This is a genomic window from Peribacillus sp. V2I11, assembly GCF_030817135.1.
Classification (GTDB): domain Bacteria; phylum Bacillota; class Bacilli; order Bacillales; family DSM-1321; genus Peribacillus; species Peribacillus simplex.
Genome location: NZ_JAUSYW010000001.1, coordinates 4,319,014 through 4,333,471 on the forward strand (window position 1 = coordinate 4,319,014; position 14,458 = coordinate 4,333,471).

Annotated in this window: 13 protein-coding genes and 1 pseudogene; all 14 read left to right on the plus strand. The window is 41.9% G+C overall.

Features of this window, described 5'->3' with window-relative positions; all coding sequences use genetic code 11:
• Positions 1 to 138 precede the first annotated feature (138 nt).
• The 14 genes and pseudogenes from deoB to lysA all read left to right on the plus strand — a co-directional run bounded on the left by deoB (position 139) and on the right by lysA (position 14,449).
• Positions 139 to 1,341 (plus strand): phosphopentomutase, encoded by a 1,203-nt coding sequence (deoB, locus tag QFZ73_RS21165; RefSeq protein WP_251434967.1) that lies wholly within the window; start codon positions 139 to 141, stop codon positions 1,339 to 1,341.
• On the plus strand, positions 1,342 to 2,154 hold the full coding sequence (locus tag QFZ73_RS21170) for a purine-nucleoside phosphorylase (protein ID WP_307270343.1): 813 nt from the start codon (positions 1,342 to 1,344) through the stop codon (positions 2,152 to 2,154). It begins immediately after the preceding gene.
• 66 nt (positions 2,155 to 2,220) lie between these two features.
• Positions 2,221 to 3,525, plus strand: a complete 1,305-nt coding sequence (locus QFZ73_RS21175) for a pyrimidine-nucleoside phosphorylase (RefSeq protein ID WP_076365531.1) — start codon at positions 2,221 to 2,223, stop codon at positions 3,523 to 3,525.
• Between the two features lie 85 nt (positions 3,526 to 3,610).
• Positions 3,611 to 4,951 (plus strand): annotated as a pseudogene (locus QFZ73_RS21180) (IS3 family transposase).
• Positions 4,952 to 5,171: 220 nt separating this feature from the next.
• Positions 5,172 to 6,338: a D-alanyl-D-alanine carboxypeptidase family protein gene (locus QFZ73_RS21185; protein WP_307270350.1), complete on the plus strand. Its 1,167-nt coding sequence runs from the start codon at positions 5,172 to 5,174 to the stop codon at positions 6,336 to 6,338.
• A 131-nt stretch (positions 6,339 to 6,469) separates the two neighbouring features.
• Positions 6,470 to 6,820, plus strand: a complete 351-nt coding sequence (gene spoIIAA / locus QFZ73_RS21190; RefSeq protein ID WP_034308142.1) for an anti-sigma F factor antagonist — start codon at positions 6,470 to 6,472, stop codon at positions 6,818 to 6,820.
• A gap of 1 nt (position 6,821) precedes the next feature.
• Positions 6,822 to 7,262: an anti-sigma F factor gene (spoIIAB, locus tag QFZ73_RS21195; protein WP_034308139.1), complete on the plus strand. Its 441-nt coding sequence runs from the start codon at positions 6,822 to 6,824 to the stop codon at positions 7,260 to 7,262.
• A gap of 13 nt (positions 7,263 to 7,275) precedes the next feature.
• Entirely contained in the window at positions 7,276 to 8,043 is a 768-nt protein-coding gene (sigF, locus tag QFZ73_RS21200) for an RNA polymerase sporulation sigma factor SigF (RefSeq protein WP_034308137.1), read from the plus strand.
• A 234-nt stretch (positions 8,044 to 8,277) separates the two neighbouring features.
• A complete protein-coding gene (locus tag QFZ73_RS21205) occupies positions 8,278 to 9,567 on the plus strand; it encodes an NCS2 family permease (protein ID WP_063233185.1) in 1,290 nt (429 codons plus the stop codon).
• 152 nt (positions 9,568 to 9,719) lie between these two features.
• Positions 9,720 to 10,343 (plus strand): stage V sporulation protein AA, encoded by a 624-nt coding sequence (locus QFZ73_RS21210; protein ID WP_285847333.1) that lies wholly within the window; start codon positions 9,720 to 9,722, stop codon positions 10,341 to 10,343.
• Positions 10,333 to 10,755: a stage V sporulation protein AB gene (locus tag QFZ73_RS21215; RefSeq protein WP_148358836.1), complete on the plus strand. Its 423-nt coding sequence runs from the start codon at positions 10,333 to 10,335 to the stop codon at positions 10,753 to 10,755. The genes QFZ73_RS21210 and QFZ73_RS21215 overlap by 11 nt, the downstream gene beginning before the upstream one ends.
• 43 nt (positions 10,756 to 10,798) lie before the next feature.
• Positions 10,799 to 11,380 (plus strand): stage V sporulation protein SpoVABEA, encoded by a 582-nt coding sequence (spoVAEA, locus tag QFZ73_RS21220; RefSeq protein WP_251434976.1) that lies wholly within the window; start codon positions 10,799 to 10,801, stop codon positions 11,378 to 11,380.
• Entirely contained in the window at positions 11,358 to 12,851 is a 1,494-nt protein-coding gene (locus tag QFZ73_RS21225) for a spore germination protein (protein WP_373458960.1), read from the plus strand. The genes spoVAEA and QFZ73_RS21225 overlap by 23 nt, the downstream gene beginning before the upstream one ends.
• A gap of 269 nt (positions 12,852 to 13,120) precedes the next feature.
• Positions 13,121 to 14,449 carry a diaminopimelate decarboxylase gene (gene lysA / locus QFZ73_RS21230; RefSeq protein WP_251434980.1) on the plus strand — a complete coding sequence of 443 codons (1,329 nt, stop codon included), beginning with the start codon at positions 13,121 to 13,123 and terminating at the stop codon, positions 14,447 to 14,449.
• Positions 14,450 to 14,458 lie beyond the last annotated feature (9 nt).

Here is a 14,458-nt window from a genome sequence, read left to right on the forward strand (position 1 = left end):
TCATGGTAATCGTTTACAATGTAGAGAGGTCAGACTTCTGACGTTCTCGCGATTTCATTTAAATGAAGAGTAACTGAGCAGAATAAGGGTATTATAGAGAGTATAAAAAGTGATTTACTATTTTAGGAGGAATGACTCATGAAAGGGAATTCAGCATTTAAACGAATATTTGTAATAGTTATGGATTCAGTTGGAATTGGCGAAGCACCTGATGCAGATTTATTCGGCGATAAAGGGGCGGATACACTCGGCCATATCGCAGAAAAAATGAATGGATTGAACATGCCGACTCTCGCAAAATTGGGTTTAGGCAATATCCGTGAAATCAAGGGAATTGATAAAGCTCAGCAACCTCTCGCATACTATACGAAAATGAAAGAAGCCTCTACAGGAAAAGATACGATGACTGGGCATTGGGAAATAATGGGATTGAATATATCGACTCCATTCCGTGTATTTCCAGATGGTTTTCCTGAATTATTAGTCAATGAACTCGAGGCGAAGATGGGGCGGGGAATTATTGGGAACGTCCCGGCAAGCGGCACGGAAATCATTGAAAGACTTGGCGAGGAACATATGAAAACGGGGGCGCTGATCGTATATACATCAGCTGATTCCGTATTACAGATTGCTGCACATGAAGATATCGTCCCGATAGACGAATTATACAAGATTTGTGAAATTGCCCGTGAAGTGACAATGGCTGATGAGTTCAAGGTTGGACGCGTGATTGCCAGACCGTTCACAGGTGAACCAGGCAACTTCAAAAGAACGCCTAACCGTCATGATTATGCATTGAAGCCTTTTAACCGGACAGTAATGGATGAATTGAAGGATTCTGGATATGATGTGCTCGCAATCGGGAAGATCTCGGATATCTTTGATGGGGAAGGCGTCACTGAATCATTAAGGACCGTATCCAATATGGATGGAATGGATAAATTAATCCAAACTGTAGAACAGGATTTCAAAGGGTTAAGTTTCCTTAATCTTGTCGACTTCGATGCTTTATACGGTCACCGCCGCGATCCAGAGGGATACGGAAAGGCATTGGAAGAATTCGATGCTAGGATGCCGGAAGTCCTTGATAAACTGAAAGAGGATGATTTATTGATCATCACTGCAGATCACGGGAATGATCCGGTCCATGAAGGAACCGATCACACACGTGAATATGTACCATTATTAGTCTATTCCAAACGATTTAAAGAAGGTGCCGAACTCCCGATAAGAGATACATTTGCTGATATTGGGGCGACGGTCGCTGCTAATTTTGATGTGAAAATGCCTGCCTTCGGGAAAAATATATTGGGCGATCTAAATTTAGGGGAGATTAAATAGATGTTTAATAAAATAGAGACTGCTGCGTCATTTATAAAAAGTAAAATTGAAGGCTCTCCGGAGATAGGACTGATTCTTGGTTCCGGACTTGGAGTATTGGCGGATGAAATTGAAAATCCCATAACGATTCCATACCACGAAATCCCGGAATTCCCGGTATCGACTGTTGAAGGACACGCTGGACAGCTTGTCATTGGTCATTTAAGCGGCAAAAAAGTTGTAGCCATGCAAGGACGTTTCCACTTTTATGAGGGTTACTCCATGGAGAAGGTCACTTTTCCTGTACGTGTAATGAAACTTCTTGGTGTTGAGCAGCTAATTGTAACGAATGCTGCCGGAAGCGTTAATGAAAGCTATGAACCAGGTGACTTGATGCTCATTACGGATCATATTAATTTAATGGGGGCAAACCCATTGATTGGTCCTAATGAAGAGCGTTTCGGCCCTAGATTCCCTGATATGTCGGAGGCTTATAATAAAGACCTTCGGACGCAAGCAAAAAAAATAGCAGCTTCACTAGGATTGGATATTAAAGAAGGTGTCTATATCGGAAATACAGGACCGACCTATGAGACACCGGCAGAAGTGAAAATGGCAAGGATCCTTGGCGGGGATGCAGTTGGTATGTCGACAGTTCCGGAAGTTATCGTAGCAAGGCATAGTGATATGAAGGTGCTCGGAATCTCATGCCTTACCAATATGGCCGCAGGCATTCTCGATCAGCCTTTGTCGCATGAAGAGGTAATTGAAACGACGGAAAAAGTGAAAAGCAGTTTTCTGGAATTTGTTAAGAATATCGTTAAAGACATTTAAAAAGAACCAAAAAATACAAGTACACCTAAAGAGAAGCGGTGTCTTTAAAAAAGTAGGGATTCTAATATGAGAATGGTAGATTTAATCGAGAAAAAGCGTGATGGAAAGGCTCTTACTACAGAAGAAATACAGTTCATCATCAAAGGGTTTACCGATGGATCGATTCCGGATTACCAAATGAGCGCTTGGTCAATGGCTGTTTATTTCAAAGGCATGAATGAGCAGGAACGTGCTGATCTAACGATGGCAATGGTCGAATCAGGAGATCAAATTGATTTATCGATGATTGAAGGAATTAAGGTCGATAAACATTCAACAGGCGGTGTTGGTGATACCACAACCCTGGTGCTTGGACCATTGGTTGCTGCTGTAGGTGTTCCAGTGGCAAAAATGTCAGGACGCGGTCTTGGCCATACAGGCGGAACGATCGATAAATTGGAGTCTGTAAAAGGATTTCATGTCGAAATAGAAAATGACGAGTTCATTCGACTTGTTAATAAAAATAAGATAGCTGTCATTGGACAAAGTGGTAACCTTACTCCAGCCGATAAAAAGTTATATGCATTACGAGATGTTACGGCTACCGTTAACAGTATAGGGTTGATTGCTGGCTCGATCATGAGTAAGAAAATCGCCGCTGGTGCTGATGCAATCGTTCTTGATGTTAAAACGGGAGCGGGCGCTTTCATGAAAACTCTCGAAGATTCCGAAGAGTTGGCGCATGCAATGGTTAGCATTGGAAACAATGTGGGGCGAAATACGATGGCTGTCATTTCCGATATGAGCCAACCGTTGGGTTATGCAATCGGAAATGCTTTAGAAGTGAAGGAAGCCATCGATACGCTTAAAGGAGAGGGACCGGAAGATTTAACGGAACTTTCTTTAACACTGGGAAGCCATATGGTATACCTTGCCAAAAAGGCAAGCTCGCTGGAAGAAGCAAGAACCTTGCTGGAAAATGCGATTAAGGATGGTTCTGCACTTAACTCATTCAAGGTTTTCCTGGAAGCGCAGGGAGGCGATGGTTCGGTTGTAGATCAGCCGGAAAAACTACCGCAGGCTGCTCATACTTTCGAGCTGGAAGCGAAAGAGGACGGATATGTATCGGAAATCATCGCTGATGAAGTAGGAACGGCAGCTATGCTGTTAGGCGCCGGGCGGGCGACAAAAGAATCAGAGATTGATTTGGCAGTCGGACTGGTACTTCGTAAAAAAATCGGGGAAACCGTGGCAAAAGGTGAATCCCTTGTGACGATTTACAGCAACTTTGAAGATGTTTCAAAGGTGAAAGAAAAATTGTATGAGAGCATTGCGATTTCAAAAGAGAAAATAGAAAAACCTACATTGATCTATAAAGAGATCATGGAATAAGCATTTTCCAAAAAAAAGGCCGTGCTTTTGATGAACTGCACCCCAATTGTTAGACACTATCAAACAATTGGAGGTGCTATTTTTTATGACAAAATATTCATTAGAGTTGAAATTAAAAGCTGTCCTTGCTTATTTAGTAGGAGTTGACTCATTTAGAACTGTAGCCAATCAATTTAATACCAGTTTGACTCCTTTAAAGCAATGGGTGGCGCATTATAAAGAACATGGTATAGAAGGGCTAATGTCTACCTATACAAATTATGATTAGCTTTAAGATGGATGTACTAAACTATATGAACGATTTTGGAGTGTCTTGTACCCATGCAGCTGCTGTGTATAACATTGCTTCTTCTTCAATATTACTAAGTGGCTAAAGCAATTGGAGGGGAAAGGAGTTGACGCTCTTGAAACGAAGAAAAAGGGGCGTCCATCCATGAAAAAAGATACGAAGAAAAAACCAGTAGAAGGGTCATTAGAGGCGTTACAGGCTGAAAATGAAAGATTACGTGCAGAGAATGCATATTTAAAAAGGTTGAGAGCCTTAGTTCAAGAAAGCGAAGCGTCCGAACGCAAAAAGCGAAAGTAGTACATGAACTAGGGGAGATTTTAATTTAAAGGGCTACTGCTGTCCATCGCAAATCTGCACGGAGTACCTATTATTATTGGATTAACGCCTTCGGGCGTCAGGATAAATACGAAGAAATAAAGCCAGTTATCAAGGAGATATTTCATACGAATAAAGGGAGATACGGGTATCGACGCATTACATTGGAATTACGTAATAGAGGGATTCAAATGAACCATAAAACGGTCCTTCGATTAATGAAGGAGTTAGGGCTAAAGTGTCTGGTCCGAATGAAGAGATACCGTTCATACAAAGGCAAGATTGGAAAGGTTGCGCCTAATATCCTCAATCGTAATTTTAAGGCAATAAAGCCAAATCAAAAATGGGTCACGGACGTAACTGAATTTCATTTATAAGGTAGAAAAGTTGTATTTATCGCCCATTCTAGACTTATTTAATGGAGAGATCATTGCTTACAATATCGAATCACGTCCTATTTATCCCTTAGTCTCCAAGATGCTTGACCAAACCTTTATGCGATTGGAATCGAAAGATTCCCCCATTCTTCATTCAGATCAGGGCTGGCATTACCAGATGAAACAATACTCATATGATTTGAAAAGACACAACATTATACAAAGCATGTCCCGCAAAGGAAATTGTTTAGACAATGCAGTCATAGAAAACTTCTTTGGCTTACTAAAATCTGAATTACTTTATTTACAGAAGTTTGACAGCATGGAGCATTTCAAACAAGAACTAGAAGATTATATCCATTATTACAATCACCGACGAATCAAAGTGAAATTAAAAGGCATGAGCCCAGTAGATTACCGGGTTCATGCCCTCAAGGTTGCCTAATTAAATAAAGTGTCTAACTTTTTGGGTTCACTTCAGCTTTTGAGCGGCCTTTTTACGTCTATCCCATTGAATGTTTAAAAGAGGATGCCCATGCGCATCCTCTTTTAATTTGGTTAACTTTGTTACCCGATATCCAGTATATGTTCAAAATTCATCTTTATTTGTATAAAAATGGGTTTAATGGAAAAAATAAAACCTATAAAGATTGGAGGGTATGGAGATGAAGCGGATTCTTTCTCTATTTTTAACCGTATTGGTAGCAATGGGTTTTAGCATCCCGCATACAAAAGCAGCTGAAGAAAAAGGAGTCGAATTGGCGGCAAATGCTAAATCCGCTATTTTGATTGAACGGGATACAGGTACTGTTCTCTATGATAAAAATGCAGATGCTCGTCTTTCACCGGCAAGCATGACGAAAATCATGACGATGCTGCTGATCATGGAGGCAATCGATAAAGGCGAACTTAGCATGAAGGAGAAAATCAGGACTAGTGAGTATGCAGCATCGATGGGCGGTTCCCAGATCTTCCTCGAGCCAGGTGAAGAAATGACCACAGAACAAATGCTCAAGGGCATCTCGATTGGTTCGGCGAATGATGCATCGGTGGCGATGGCTGAACGTCTTGAAGGATCGGAAGAAGAGTTTGTTAGGAAAATGAACAAAAAGGTGAAAGACCTCGGGTTGAAAAATACAAAGTTCCAAAACGCAACAGGCTTACCTGTTAAAGATCATTACAGTTCTGCACATGATATGTCGATCATGGCGAAGGAATTATTGAAATACGATACGATTACAAGGTTCACGGGTACATATGAAGATTATCTCCGTGAAAATACCGAAAAGAAATTCTGGCTTGTCAACACGAACAGATTGGTGAAATTTTATCCTGGGGTCGATGGACTGAAGACAGGATTCACAAATGAAGCGAAGTATTGTTTGACAGCGACTGCTAAAAAAGGGAATATGCGCGTCATTGCCGTCGTTTTCGGAGCTGTTTCTCCAAAGGAACGAAACGCTCAGGTCACCAAGATGCTGGATTATGCATTTTCACAATACATCACATACCCGATTTATAAACGCGGCGAGGTGTTAGGTGAAGCCAAGGTAAGTAAAGGCCAAAAGAAATCCGTGGTGGGAGTGACAAGTGAACCTATTTCAGTTTTGACAGCCAAAAACGGAACGGCAAAGGACTTCACAAAAAAAATCACGCTTGATAAAGATTTGGCTGCCCCGATTAAAAAAGGTGATGAAATTGGTACGCTTGAATTGAAGAAAAACGGTAAGGTGTATGTCGAATCTCCGATTGTTGCGAAGGAAACTGTTGAAAATGCCACTTGGTGGCAATTGTATAAACGGGCATTCGGCATGTTTACCCAGGCGAAATAGAATAAATTGTCGCAATGCCTGTTAATCGTACTAATTTAGGCGAAACTCCACTAGTTTTGCTAGTAAGGAGGAATCGGCAGGTGAAAAAGAGAATTTGACTCTTTATAAGACAGTGAAGGAGGCTGTATATAATGAGTCTTACGATTAATATGGAGGCGAAAAATCGCGTATTGTGCATTCGTCTCAAAGGTGATTTAGATCATCATACAGCAGAAAAATTGAAAAACCAGGCAGAGGCAGCCATTCAAAAGCATAATATCAAGCATATTATCCTCAACATGGAAGAATTGGATTTTATGGACAGTTCAGGACTCGGAGTTATTTTAGGGCGTTATAAGCAGGTAAACAAAAAGCAAGGTGAAATGGTGGTCTGTGCAATTTCTCCAGCAGTAAAGCGGTTATTTGAGATGTCAGGGTTGTTTAAAATTGTTAAAATGGAACTATCCGAAAAAAACGCTTTGCAAAGACTGGGGGTTGCCTAAGATGAAAAATAAAATGGAAACGAAATTTTCTGCACTTAGCCAAAATGAATCTTTTGCCAGGGTAACTGTTGCGGCATTCATCGCCCAACTGGACCCGACGATGGATGAATTGACAGAAATCAAGACTGTCGTGTCGGAAGCCGTTACGAATTCGATTATCCATGGGTATGAGAGTGACCCGGAAGGTTGGGTCTATATTTCAGTGGTCATCGAAGGAGATACTGTGGAATTGACCATCCGGGATGAAGGACTGGGCATTGAAGATGTCGAGGAGGCTAAACAGCCGTTATTTACGACAAAACCCGAACTTGAACGTTCCGGTATGGGATTCACCATCATGGAAAACTTCATGGATGAAATCAATATAATTTCCCATAAGGGCGAAGGCACGATCATTCGATTAAAAAAGCACTTAACTACAAGCAGAGCTTTGTGCAATTAAGGGAGACTTGCATATGGATGTGGAGGTTAAAAACGAGAAGAGCAAGAAAGGCCAGCCCCATTTAAAAGATGAGGAATTGCGGAATTTAATCCAACGCAGCCAAAGCGGTGACCAAGATGCGAGGAATCTGATTGTCAATAGCAATCTGAGGCTTGTATGGTCAGTAGTGCAAAGATTCCTCAATCGAGGCTACGAACCGGATGACCTTTATCAAATAGGCTGTATTGGTCTGTTGAAGTCCGTGGATAAATTTGACTTATCGTTTGAAGTGAAATTCTCAACGTATGCTGTGCCTATGATCATTGGTGAAATCCAACGTTTTATCCGTGATGACGGAACGGTTAAAGTGAGCCGGTCATTAAAGGAAATGGCAAATAAAATTCGCAGGGCCAAAGAGGAACTTTCAAAGACGTATGGCCGTGTTCCGACCGTCAATGAATTGGCGGAACACCTTGAGCTGTCGCCAGAGGAAATCATCATGGCCCAAGAAGCTAGCAGGAGCCCTTCATCCATCCATGAAACGGTTTACGAAAATGATGGAGATCCGATTACTCTTCTTGACCAGATTGCCGACCATAATGAAACATCCTGGTTTGATCAAATCGCTTTGAAAGAAGCCATACATGAATTGAATGAACGTGAAAGGCTGATTGTTTTCCTGAGGTATTATAAAGATCAGACGCAATCGGAAGTGGCGGCAAGGCTTGGTATTTCCCAAGTCCAGGTGTCAAGGCTGGAAAAGAAGATTCTTCAGCAAATGAAAAACCACATGAATCAGTGATTCATGTGGTTTTTTTTGAGCTGAAAATAGGGGTGGGGTCGAATTTTTTAGTTGAATTTAGGATTAAAAACGAATATTATAGTAAAGGTCGCGTTTTTCATTCGTTTTTTTATCGTACACTCAACGAATAATGATCACGAAAAGCGTCGATGCAGTACAATTTTAGGACACCTTGCCTTTTCGTGCAAACGGTTGTCGGTGTTTCCTTTAGATCTGGAGGTCTAAAATATGTTTATGGAAAAGTTTTTCTCCCTGAAAGAAAATGGGACGGATGTCCGTACAGAAGTCATGGCGGGTGTTACGACATTTTTAACTATGGTTTATATCCTTATTGTGAATCCGGCTTTATTGTCTTCAATCGGAATTCCATTTGAACAAGTTTTCATGGCAACGGTCATATCAGCGGTGATAGGCACCCTTATCATGGGGCTCGTTGCAAAATACCCGATTGCGATAGCACCAGGTATGGGTTTGAATGCTTATTTTGCCAGCGTGGTGGGGGCACAGGGCCTCTCATACCAGACTGTGTTCGGTACGGTTTTCATTGCTGGTTTGCTATTTCTATTAATTAGCGTGACAAGCTTGCGTAAAATGATAATTGATGCAATTCCTAACTCATTAAAATATGGCATCACATCCGGAATTGGTTTATTCATTGCGTTTATCGGATTGAAAAATGCTGGAATCGTAGTGCCTAATGAATCAACGATGGTGACGCTTGGCGATTTGCATCAGCCTGGAACCGTTTTAGCGTTAGCAGGCTTATTCATTACCTTGATTTTTATGGCCCGTAATATTAAAGGGGCCATTTTCATTGGTATGATCATTACGGCAATCATTGGCTACTTTATTGGTTTGCTCAACTTCGATGGGGTATTATCTGTACCTCCAACACCGGTATTTTTCGATATCGACATTGCTGGGGTCTTCACGAATTCTTTATATTCAATTGTTTTCGCCTTTTTACTTGTGACGATTTTTGATACGACAGGAACCTTGATTGGCGTGACGGAACAGGCAGGACTAACGAAAGATGGGAAAATCCCTCGTGCCAAGAAAGCCTTTTTAGGTGATGCGATTGCGACGACAGTCGGCTCGATGTTTGGTACAAGCCCTTCAACGGCCTATGTTGAATCGAGCACGGGGGTGGCCGCAGGCGGGCGTACGGGATTAACCGCTACTGTCGTGGCAATCTTGTTTGCTGCATCGATTTTCTTTTCTCCATTGATATCGGCAATTTCTTCAGTTCAAGCAATTACAGCTCCCGTTTTGATCATCGTAGGATGTTTCATGATGGAAGGACTGGCTAAAGTCAATTGGAAAATCTTCGATGAAGCATTTCCGGCATTTGCAATCATTTTAACGATGCCGCTTACTTCAAGTATATCTACAGGGATTGCAATCGGGTTCATTACATATCCCCTTATGAAGGTATTCAGTGGTAAGGGGAAATCGGTACATCCGCTCATTTATATTTTTGGATTGATATTTTTGGTTCAGCTGATTTTCTTCCCCACTCATTAATGTATGAATGTAAATCAAAAAGACATGCTGTCATTGCAGCGTGTCTTTTTTTGTTTTCAATTTAGTAATATTTGGACATGGTTCACTTCCTGCATTTTCAATTGGTTTCCAATCCATACTACTAGCATAAGGAAATAAAAGGTCGGGATGTGATGATAGTGGCAGTTGTATATATCAGGATGAGGAACCGTGTACAAGTAAAGGGAAATCAAACGGTGAGGATAAAAGATATTGCAAGGATAATCGGACCTGAAGAAGTGATCACCATAATTGAAGAAATCATATTATTAACGGTCAAGAAGGAAGATAGGAATATTATTGTCATTGATTTGGCTCAAGTTATCATGGCCATCCGCAAGATGGATCAGACTATTGAAGTGGAGACATTCGGGCCCTCCCAAACGATCATCGAAATCATCCTTTCGAAAAAGAAAATGTCATACCTGACATTCGCCTTAGTTTGGTTTTTGTTATTTGTCGGCGGCGGGATGACGATCATGAATTTTCATGTGGATGTCAGCATGGGGGAAGTGCATCAAAAAATCTTTACTATAATAACGGGAAAAGTGGAGGATAAGCCGTTATTGATCCAAATCCCATACAGCTTCGGTCTTGGTATAGGCATGATTCTATTTTTTAATCACTTCTTTAAAAAACGCTTCAATGAGGAACCTAGTCCGCTCGAGGTTGAAATGTTCAACTATCAGCAGGATTTGGACCGTTATGTAATCATGAATGAAAATAAGGAGAACGTGCGCCGCCTTGATGACCGGTAAAATCATCTTCGGAATCTTTGTCGGTTTAGCTGGGGGGTTTGCGACAGGTGCCGGTTTTGTAGCGTTTTTAACTGTACTTGGGGTGATTCCGAGACTGACTCAACTGACAAAAACAATGAAAATGATACATTACTACGAAGGAGCTATCATTGCCGGCGTTGTCGCAGGAACATGGTTAGGATTACAGGAAACGGAATTTTCCCTCCCGCATTTTTTATTAATTCCGATCGGTTTGGCTGACGGGATCTTTAATGGGATGCTTGCTGCTGCCTTAACTGAAGTCCTGAATGTATTTCCGGTTCTGTCAAAGCGAATCGGAATTCAAGAGAAAATCATTTATCTGTTAATGGCACTCGTATTGGGAAAAATAGCCGGATCATTATTCCAATGGATTTATTTTGTCGATTTATAAGTTTATGAGGTAACTATTCCTGATGATGAAAGGTAGGCCCAAGATGGTGACCAAACGAAAAGTGATATTGATTACGGATGGAGATGAGTATGCGAAACGGGCTGTCGAGCATGTAGCCAAGGAAATTGGGGGAAGATGTATCTCCATGTCCCAGGGTAATCCATCACGATATACGGGCTTGGAGCTAGTTGAATTAATAAAAAAGGCGAAGTATGATCCAGTATTGGTCATGTTTGATGATAGCGGTTTCATCGGTGAAGGATCCGGCGAACAGGCAATGAAGGTAGTTGCAGGTCACCCTGATATTAATGTCCTTGGAGTGATAGCCGTCGCTTCAAAGTCTAGAAGGGAAGAATGGACCAAGGTGGATATCTGTATTGACCGTGATGGCAATTTGACACCGAACGGGGTTGATAAATACGGCGCCGAGGAATTCGAACTGGGTAAGATTACAGGGGATACAGTGTATTGCATCGATCAATTGCATGTTCCCATAGTAGTGGGGATAGGGGATATCGGAAAAATGTCCCACCAGGACGATTTTAAAAGAGGAGCACCGATAACGAAGCTAGCGGTGGATATCATATTGGAAAGGAGTGGTCATGATGACTTCAGAAAAACCTGAAAACATGAAACCGATTCCGGATAGGGTAGCGGAAGTTGACGCGTACATGAAAGAGAAAGTAGGTCTGGGCGTCAGCTTCGACTTAGGGGTAAGAAGGATAAAGGTCCTTAGAAAAGATGTGCATCTTTACTATATAAACGGGCTGACTGATACAGAGTTCATCATGGAAATCCTCGAATCTCTAATCCATAACAAAAATGCTGAAATCTTGACTACTAAAGTTTTTGATGCAGTCAAAGACTTGCTCGTACACCAATCCGTTGAGGAAATAAAGACGATGGATGAGCTTGTTGATCAGGTATTATCCGGTTTAATAGTCATTGTTGTTGATGGTAAACCAATAGGATTGGTTGTGGATGTCAGGAGTTATCCCGGGAGACAGCCAGTAGAACCCGATACGGAAAAAGTCGTCCGTGGATCAAGGGATGGTTTTGTTGAGAATATCATCGTTAATACAGCGATAACGAGACGGAGGATCCGGGATGAAAGATTACGTTTCGAAATGTTGCATGTAGGTGAACGATCGAAAACGGATATATCCATCGGCTACATTAAAGATATTGCCGATCCCGATTTGATAGATATCGTTCGTAAGGAATTGAATAGTATTGAGGTTGATGGCATTACGATGTCTGATAAAACGATTGAAGAGTTCATCGTCAAGCAAAAATATAACCCATACCCGCTTGTCAGGTACACGGAACGGGCAGATGTAGCTGCAACACATTTACTTGAGGGGCATGTCCTTATTTATGTGGATACGTCACCGAGTGTCATCATTACCCCGTCCACTCTTTTCCATCACATGCAACATGCTGAGGAGTATCGGCAGGCGCCTACTGTTGGATCCTTGGTGCGCTGGGTACGTTTTTTGGGAATTTTCGTTTCGTTATTCTTACTGCCGATTTGGTTATTGTTTTGTTTAGAGCCTTCCCTCCTGCCGGAGAAGTTCGAGTATATCGGGCCGAATGAAAAAACGCATATACCCATTGTGATCCAAATCTTCATTTCCGATATTGGGATAGAATTTTTAAGGATGGCGGCCGTTCATACCCCGACCCCGCTTTCTACGGCAATGGGCTTGGTTGCGGCAGTTTTGATAGGACAGATAGCGATAGATGTTGGCCTATTCGTTCCTGAAGTGGTTCTCTACGCTTCCGTAGCGACAATCGGTACATTTGTCACTCCAAGTTTAGAATTGGGGGTTGCAAATAAAATTTCCCGTTTAGTCCTGCTAGTGTTGGTCGCTTTATTTAAAGTGCCGGGCTTAATCATAGGCATCACACTCTACATTATCATGCTTACTAGTATAAAAACGTTAAATACACCTTATTTATGGCCGCTTCTCCCGTTTCAGCCGAAAGCCTTGTCACATATAATATTTAGAAGACCTTATCCAGGTACTATAGAACGTCCGAGTATTGTACATCCCCAGGATATATATAGGCAGCCGAGAAAATCTAAAGGTTGATGTTGTCGAAAAGTTGTGGTAATTTAATTTTATTCGGATAAAGCGGTAATGTTAGGCTTCACAAAGAGATAGAGCTACTATGACTCTTTGGAGTTTAAACCAATCTGTCTTTCCCTTCGAACTACTAAGCAGTCATAGAAACAATATTTAGGATTCGGATGAGGCTTGTTCAAATAGAGGACCCTTTTTCACTTACAGTAGGGTTACTTTATTTGAGGCTGCCTCATTTCATATTAATCTTTAGTTTTAAGTCAGGAAGGTGAGGCTATATGTATTTGTACGGGACCGGTGGTGTCAATGAACGTGGACATCTGGAGATTGGCGGAGTGGACACGATCGAACTGATCGAAAAATTTGGTACACCATTATATGTTTATGATGTAGAGCTAATTCGCGAACGGGCAAGAGGGTTCAAGAGAACTTTTGAGGAATTGGGGATCTCAGCTCAAGTTGCTTACGCAAGTAAAGCCTTTTCTTCGATTGCCATGATCCAGTTGGCTGAACAAGAAGGACTTTCTCTCGATGTTGTCTCAGCGGGGGAATTGTATACGGCAATTAAGGCAAATTTCCCAACTGAACGGATTCACTTTCATGGAAATAACAAAAGTGAAGAAGAGCTACATATGGCTTTGGATTATGACATTGGCTGTATAGTAGTCGATAATTTTTCAGAGTTGACACTGTTGGAGGAAATTTGTACAAACCGTGAACAAAAGGTGAAAATCCTACTTCGTGTAACACCGGGTATCGAAGCCCATACGCATGATTATATCTTGACAGGGCAAGAAGATTCGAAATTTGGTTTTGATCTTATTAACGGTCAGGCCGAAGGTGCCCTTCGACAAGCACTAAAAAGTGAATTTCTGGAAGTTCTAGGACTGCACTGTCATATCGGTTCCCAGATTTTTCAAACGACCGGTTTCCTTCTTGCAGCCCAAAAAATTATCGGTAAGCTGAATGATTGGCATGGCTCGATAGGGTTTCAACCAAAGGTATTGAATCTCGGAGGGGGATTCGGGATCCGGTATACACAAGAGGACGACCCGCTACCGGCTTCTCAATATGTTGAGGAAATCGTCAGGGAAGTGCAGAACCTGATTGCTGATTCTGATTTAGTGATGCCTGAAATCTGGATCGAACCTGGCCGTTCATTAGTGGGAGACGCCGGTGTGACACTGTACAAGGTGGGTTCTGAAAAGGAAGTTCCAAATGTCCGTAAATATATTGCCGTTGATGGGGGCATGAGTGATAATTTACGCCCAGCTCTATACGAAGCGAAGTATGATGCCATTCTTGCAAACCGGCCGCTTGACCCTGTAGAAGAGACAGTGTCCATTGCCGGGAAATGCTGTGAAAGCGGAGATATGTTGATATGGGATTTACCATTGCCAAAAGCCGGCCGCGGTGATGTCTTGGCGGTATTTTGTACAGGGGCATATGGATATTCCATGTCTAATAATTACAATCGGATTCCGAGACCCGCTGTCGTCTTTGCCGAAAATGGGGAAGCCCGGTTGGTCATCAAACGCGAGACGTACGAAGATCTTATCCATTTGGATTTGGCCCTTCATGAAGCTGCAGTCGTCAATAAAGAATAAAAAAAAGGA

What these genes read in the sequence shown, in the direction of transcription:
- spoVAEA (WP_251434976.1), top strand. Translation starts at nt 10,799, where the DNA reads ATGGTGACCAAACGAAAAGTGATATTGATTACGGATGGAGATGAGTAT.
- QFZ73_RS21225 (WP_373458960.1), top strand. Translation starts at nt 11,358, where the DNA reads ATGATGACTTCAGAAAAACCTGAAAACATGAAACCGATTCCGGATAGG.
- QFZ73_RS21210 (WP_285847333.1), top strand. Translation starts at nt 9,720, where the DNA reads ATGATAGTGGCAGTTGTATATATCAGGATGAGGAACCGTGTACAAGTA.
- QFZ73_RS21205 (WP_063233185.1), top strand. Translation starts at nt 8,278, where the DNA reads ATGGAAAAGTTTTTCTCCCTGAAAGAAAATGGGACGGATGTCCGTACA.
- QFZ73_RS21185 (WP_307270350.1), top strand. Translation starts at nt 5,172, where the DNA reads ATGAAGCGGATTCTTTCTCTATTTTTAACCGTATTGGTAGCAATGGGT.
- lysA (WP_251434980.1), top strand. Translation starts at nt 13,121, where the DNA reads ATGTATTTGTACGGGACCGGTGGTGTCAATGAACGTGGACATCTGGAG.
- sigF (WP_034308137.1), top strand. Translation starts at nt 7,276, where the DNA reads ATGGATGTGGAGGTTAAAAACGAGAAGAGCAAGAAAGGCCAGCCCCAT.
- spoIIAA (WP_034308142.1), top strand. Translation starts at nt 6,470, where the DNA reads ATGAGTCTTACGATTAATATGGAGGCGAAAAATCGCGTATTGTGCATT.
- QFZ73_RS21170 (WP_307270343.1), top strand. Translation starts at nt 1,342, where the DNA reads ATGTTTAATAAAATAGAGACTGCTGCGTCATTTATAAAAAGTAAAATT.
- QFZ73_RS21175 (WP_076365531.1), top strand. Translation starts at nt 2,221, where the DNA reads ATGAGAATGGTAGATTTAATCGAGAAAAAGCGTGATGGAAAGGCTCTT.
- QFZ73_RS21215 (WP_148358836.1), top strand. Translation starts at nt 10,333, where the DNA reads ATGACCGGTAAAATCATCTTCGGAATCTTTGTCGGTTTAGCTGGGGGG.
- deoB (WP_251434967.1), top strand. Translation starts at nt 139, where the DNA reads ATGAAAGGGAATTCAGCATTTAAACGAATATTTGTAATAGTTATGGAT.
- spoIIAB (WP_034308139.1), top strand. Translation starts at nt 6,822, where the DNA reads ATGAAAAATAAAATGGAAACGAAATTTTCTGCACTTAGCCAAAATGAA.